Genomic DNA, 4,733 nt, shown 5'->3' on the forward strand with positions numbered 1-4,733 from the left:
ACAATTACATTTCGTTTATTTTCCAATTTTGTCGTTTTGTTTTTTGTCTATTTATTGGGGGTTTGACCACAGGCACCCCTCAATGCAGCAACTGCTCAATATCTTCCCAAGCAGGGAGTGATTTATTCAGTGGTTTATCATTGCGGTAGCCAAGTACATATTCAGCTTGCATAATAGTATGGATTTCTCTTGTTCCTTCGTATATAACTGGTGCTTTTGAATTTCGTAGGTGTCTTTCAACTGGGTATTCATCTGAGTAACCGTAGGCTCCATGAATTTGGACAGAGTCGTTTGCTGCTTCGTTAGCAAAATCACAAGCCTGCCACTTGGCCAGCGATGTTTCACGGGTGTTTCGTTTTCCTTCATTCTTTAGACAGCCTGCACGATAAACGAGCAAACGAGACATTTGTAAACCTGCTTCCATTTTAGCAAGCATTTGTTGAACAAGCTGGTGTTTACCGATTTCTTTTCCAAACGTGCTCCGCTCATGACAATACTTAACACTTGCTTCAAGACAGGCTGAAATAATTCCACATGCCCCTGCTGCAACAGTAAACCTTCCATTATCTAATGCAGACATGGCAATTTTAAAGCCCTCCCCTTCTTCTCCTAGCAAGTTCTCTTTTGGAACTTTTACATTGTCAAAAAATAGTTCACCTGTATTTCCAGCCCGGATGCCCAGCTTACCTTTAATGGCTTTTGATGAAAAACCAGGCATTGTTCGCTCAACAATAAAAGCAGAAATTCCGTGATGTTTTTTACTTGTATCTGTATAGGCAAACACGAGGAAATAGTCAGCCACATCACATAATGAAATCCATGTCTTCTGACCGTTCAGTATGTAGTAATCACCTTGTTTGACAGCTGACGTTTTCATTGAAGCTACATCAGATCCAGCATTAGGCTCCGTTAAACCAAACGCCCCAATTTTCTCACCTTTTGCTTGAGGAGTAAGATATTTTTGCTTTTGCCATTCATTTCCCCATTGCAAAAGCGTCATGCTATTAAGACCCGTATGAACCGAAACTGCTGTACGAAATGCTGTGTCACCTCTTTCTAGCTCTTCACAAACAATTGCCAATGCATTATAATCCATACCACTTCCACCATATTCCTCAGGGATACAAACGCCCATTAAATTCAAATCAGCAAGTCGATTCAAAATACTTGTTTCAAAATGACCTTTCCGATCCCATTCAGTCATATTAGGTGATATTTCCTTATCAACAAATGATCTTACAAGTTTTTTCACCATTTCTTGTTCCTGAGATAGATTAAAGTTCAACATGTTTTATCCTCCTAAAACGTTAGATTTAAAGCGTTTTCATATATTTATCCTATTCTATTAAATTCGTGTAAAGTCCTTTTTAAATAAAAAAAAAGATTCAGCTAATAAAGTTTGCTGAATCTTTTAATTCTATTTTTAATGAGCTGGAAGGTGGTTTTGCTCGTGATGATTTTTTTTAGTATGGCGATTGTTGTTGATCATTTTTCTAATATAAGGGATTAAGAACCTATCTGCTCCGTAGAAATATCCTGCTGTGCCAGCGACCATTAATAGAATGGCTGCTGTGTAGAGTACCGGGTTTGTGCTAACTGTTCCTGCTAGTAAAAAATTTAGGTTCATGAATGCTCCAGCAAGTAAGGCTGGAATTGTCGCAGCTCCTAAAATTAATCCGATACCGACCAATACTTCTCCCCAAGGTATTAAGATGTTAAACACGTTCACATTCGGTAGAGCAAATGTTTCAAGGAATGTTGCGTACCAGCCTTGGACTGCTGGATGATCTCCTGTTGCTTTCGCAATCGCTCCTTGTATAAAACCAGTTGCATCAAATCCATCTGCTACTTTATGAATTCCAGCTTCAAGCCATTGTATGCCTAACCAAATTCGTAACACTGTCCATATAATTGCCATTTTAGGTCCTCTTAACATATTCATGGTTTAGCATCTCCTTATTTGTGAAGTTTTTCACATAATTTATTAAAAAATTTAAGGCAGCTAGCTTCCTAGTAGAAAGTTTGTGAAGTTCTTCACTTTCTTTCTACACCTTTACTATACTCCCATTTCCTCTTACCTTCAATACACTTCACATAGTGTTCGAAAAGTATCTGAAATTTCTTATAATGTGATTTTCATCACAGAAATCTCGATTTCCTTCTATTTTTTTAATTGACATTTACTTTTTTAAATACTATAATTTATCTCGAAGTTATAAATCTTTAAACTGAGATATTTTAATTTAAAATATATAATTATTGGAGGAGAAAAAAATGACAAAATCAAAATGGAATCTTGACCCAACACACAGTGGAGTGGACTTCTCTGTTAAACACATGATGTTTGCAACAGTTAAAGGTGGTTTCCAAAGCTTTAATGCAGAAATCGAGGCTGATCCAACAGACTTAACAACTGCTGATATTGCTTTTTCAGTAGATTTAGCAAGTGTTGACACTCGTAACGAAGACCGAGATAACCACTTACGCTCTGCAGACTTTTTTGATGTTGAAAATCACCCAACTTTGACTTTTAAAGCTACAAACATTGAAAAAACTGATGAAAACGAGTATAACGTGACTGGAGACTTAGCTTTACACGGTGTAACAAAATCCGAAACATTCGTCGTTTCTTTTGAAGGAACTGGTGTTGATCCATGGGGTAATGAAAAAGCTGGCTTTGCTGTAGAGGGAAAATTAAAGCGTAGTGATTATGGTCTAACTTGGAATGCACCATTAGAAGCTGGTGGAGTTTTAGTAGGAGATCAAATTAAAGTTTCTCTTCAACTTCAAGCTGCAAAAGCTTAATTATAAAAAGGGGCGAGTCGGACTCGCCCCCTATTTTATATTCTTTCCGTAGAAAATTTCATCCATTTCCTTCGTCAATTTATCTGTAATTTGTTCTTGTTCTTCTATGCTTAATTTATCTTTAGTGTATCCAAATAAATAGTTGTTCAAATCAAATTTCTTCAGCTTACATTTTGTATGAAATATATTTTCTTGATAAATATTTACATCAATCATGTCAAAATCTTCTTGTACTTCATCAGGAATATAATTTTGAATGGAACTGATATCATGATCAATAAATAATTTATCTCCATTGATGTCTCTTGTAAATCCTCTAACTCGATAATCCATTGTCATAATATCTGTATCAAAAGAATGAATGAGGTAATTTAATGCTTTAAGAGGTGAAATTTCTCCACAAGTTGAAACATCAATATCTGCACGAAATGTGCTTATTCCCTCATTTGGATGATATTCAGGATATGTATGCACCGTAATATGACTTTTATCCAGTCCCATAGTAACTGCTTCGGGGAGTGGACCTGGAGATTCATCATAGGATTCTGTCGGAACCTCAACAACAGGACCTTCCGAAACAAGAATGGTTACACTTGATCCTTGTGGCACATAGTCTTGCTTAGCAATATTTAATACGTGAGCACCGATTATATCCGTGACATTTTTCAAAATTTTTGTTAAGCGATCTGCATTGTATTGTTCATCAATATACTCAATATATGCCTCTCTCTCTTCCCTCGTCTTTGTATAACACACATCATACATATTAAAGCTTAGTGATTTTGTTAAATTATTAAAACCATGTAATTGGATTCTTTGTTCTGGAGTAAGGACCATTACTTCTTCCCCCTTATATTTATGATAGTTCCGATACAAGCTTACATAGTTATATTACCCATTTTTTGAGAAGGCAATCATAATTCTCGAGCTTAAGAAAAATCACTACGCGAAAAAGACAGCAACCCATGGGGACTGCTGTCTTTTTATAAATATGGATCATAGATTATTTAAGGCGTCAGATATGGTGTCTTCGCCTGACACAATATCAAAAGATTTGTGATAGGTATTTGGATTTTCAAGTGCTTCAATTACTGTTGCTGCTACATCTTCTCGTGGAATTGTTGCTCTTGGCACTTTATCACCTGCTGTGATTTTTCCAGTTCCCTTTTCATTAAGTAAACCGCCCGGGCGAATAATTGTATAATTTAAGTTTGATTGAACTAGCATTTTATCAGCATAGTGTTTAGCTACATAATATGGTTTAAGATTTTCGTTCCAATTTTCCCGATTGTTTGCTTGAAGAGCACTAACCATAATAAATCGCTCAATACCTGCTTTTTCAGCAGCCTCCATCGTTTTTACTGCTCCATCAAGATCAATTAGGAGTGTTTTATCAGATCCTGTGCTTCCTCCGGATCCAGCAGTAAATACGATTGCATCACAGCCACTTAATGCTTTTTGAAGTTCTTCAACTGTTCCTTCTAAATTAGCATAAACTGTTTCTATTCCTTTATTTTCAAACTCCTTCTGTTGCTCTTCCTTCCTTACCATTGCAAGTACAGTGTGGTTTTCATTTTCATTTAAACGTTCTGTGAGTTGTTTCCCTATTTGTCCATTTGCTCCAACGACAAATACTTTCATTGTTTTATCCCCTCCTCTTATTGTTCCTATTCATTATTTCAGAGAAAAAACAAAAGTTCAAAAGGTTTGCTCTACAATGTAGATTGAGCAATTACGGATAAAATTTTTTCTTCAAGTAATTTTCCTTGCTCTTCATCTTTTAAGTGATTCATCAGAATGGAAAAAATAAGTTTATTTCCGTCAGACAATGTTAAATAACCCGATATAGAACTTACATTAGTAAGGGTACCGGTTTTCGCAATGACATTTTCTTTGAGAGGCTTTTCGGTCATTCGATTACGCAGTGT

6 protein-coding genes are annotated in these 4,733 nt (G+C 36.0%); 1 reads left to right on the forward strand and 5 read right to left on the reverse strand.

Features of this window, described 5'->3' with window-relative positions:
* Positions 1 to 79: 79 nt before the first annotated feature.
* Positions 80 to 1,288: an acyl-CoA dehydrogenase family protein gene (locus ACEWK1_RS27240; protein WP_212134105.1), complete on the reverse strand. Its 1,209-nt coding sequence runs from the start codon at positions 1,286 to 1,288 to the stop codon at positions 80 to 82.
* Positions 1,289 to 1,423: 135 nt separating this feature from the next.
* Positions 1,424 to 1,942, reverse strand: coding sequence for a DoxX family protein (locus ACEWK1_RS27245; RefSeq protein ID WP_121662373.1), 519 nt, complete (start codon positions 1,940 to 1,942; stop codon positions 1,424 to 1,426).
* 332 nt (positions 1,943 to 2,274) lie between these two features.
* Here ACEWK1_RS27245 and ACEWK1_RS27250 point away from each other — a divergent pair, with 332 nt between their 5' ends.
* A complete protein-coding gene (locus ACEWK1_RS27250; RefSeq protein ID WP_121662374.1) occupies positions 2,275 to 2,805 on the forward strand; it encodes a YceI family protein in 531 nt (176 codons plus the stop codon).
* Positions 2,806 to 2,835: 30 nt separating this feature from the next.
* Here ACEWK1_RS27250 and speD read toward each other — a convergent pair whose 3' ends face one another.
* The 3 genes from speD to ACEWK1_RS27265 form a co-directional block, all read right to left on the reverse strand.
* Complete coding sequence (speD, locus tag ACEWK1_RS27255; RefSeq protein ID WP_121662375.1) at positions 2,836 to 3,642, reverse strand: adenosylmethionine decarboxylase; 807 nt, start codon at positions 3,640 to 3,642, stop codon at positions 2,836 to 2,838.
* A 159-nt stretch (positions 3,643 to 3,801) separates the two neighbouring features.
* Positions 3,802 to 4,446, reverse strand: coding sequence for an SDR family oxidoreductase (locus ACEWK1_RS27260; RefSeq protein WP_121662376.1), 645 nt, complete (start codon positions 4,444 to 4,446; stop codon positions 3,802 to 3,804).
* 71 nt (positions 4,447 to 4,517) lie between these two features.
* Positions 4,518 to 4,733, reverse strand: a 216-nt coding sequence (locus tag ACEWK1_RS27265) for a D-alanyl-D-alanine carboxypeptidase (RefSeq protein ID WP_416636846.1), incomplete at its 5' end; no start/stop codon positions are given.

Origin of the sequence: Metabacillus sp. YM-086, from assembly GCF_048059995.1 — a bacterium.
Classification (GTDB): domain Bacteria; phylum Bacillota; class Bacilli; order Bacillales; family Bacillaceae; genus Metabacillus; species Metabacillus litoralis_B.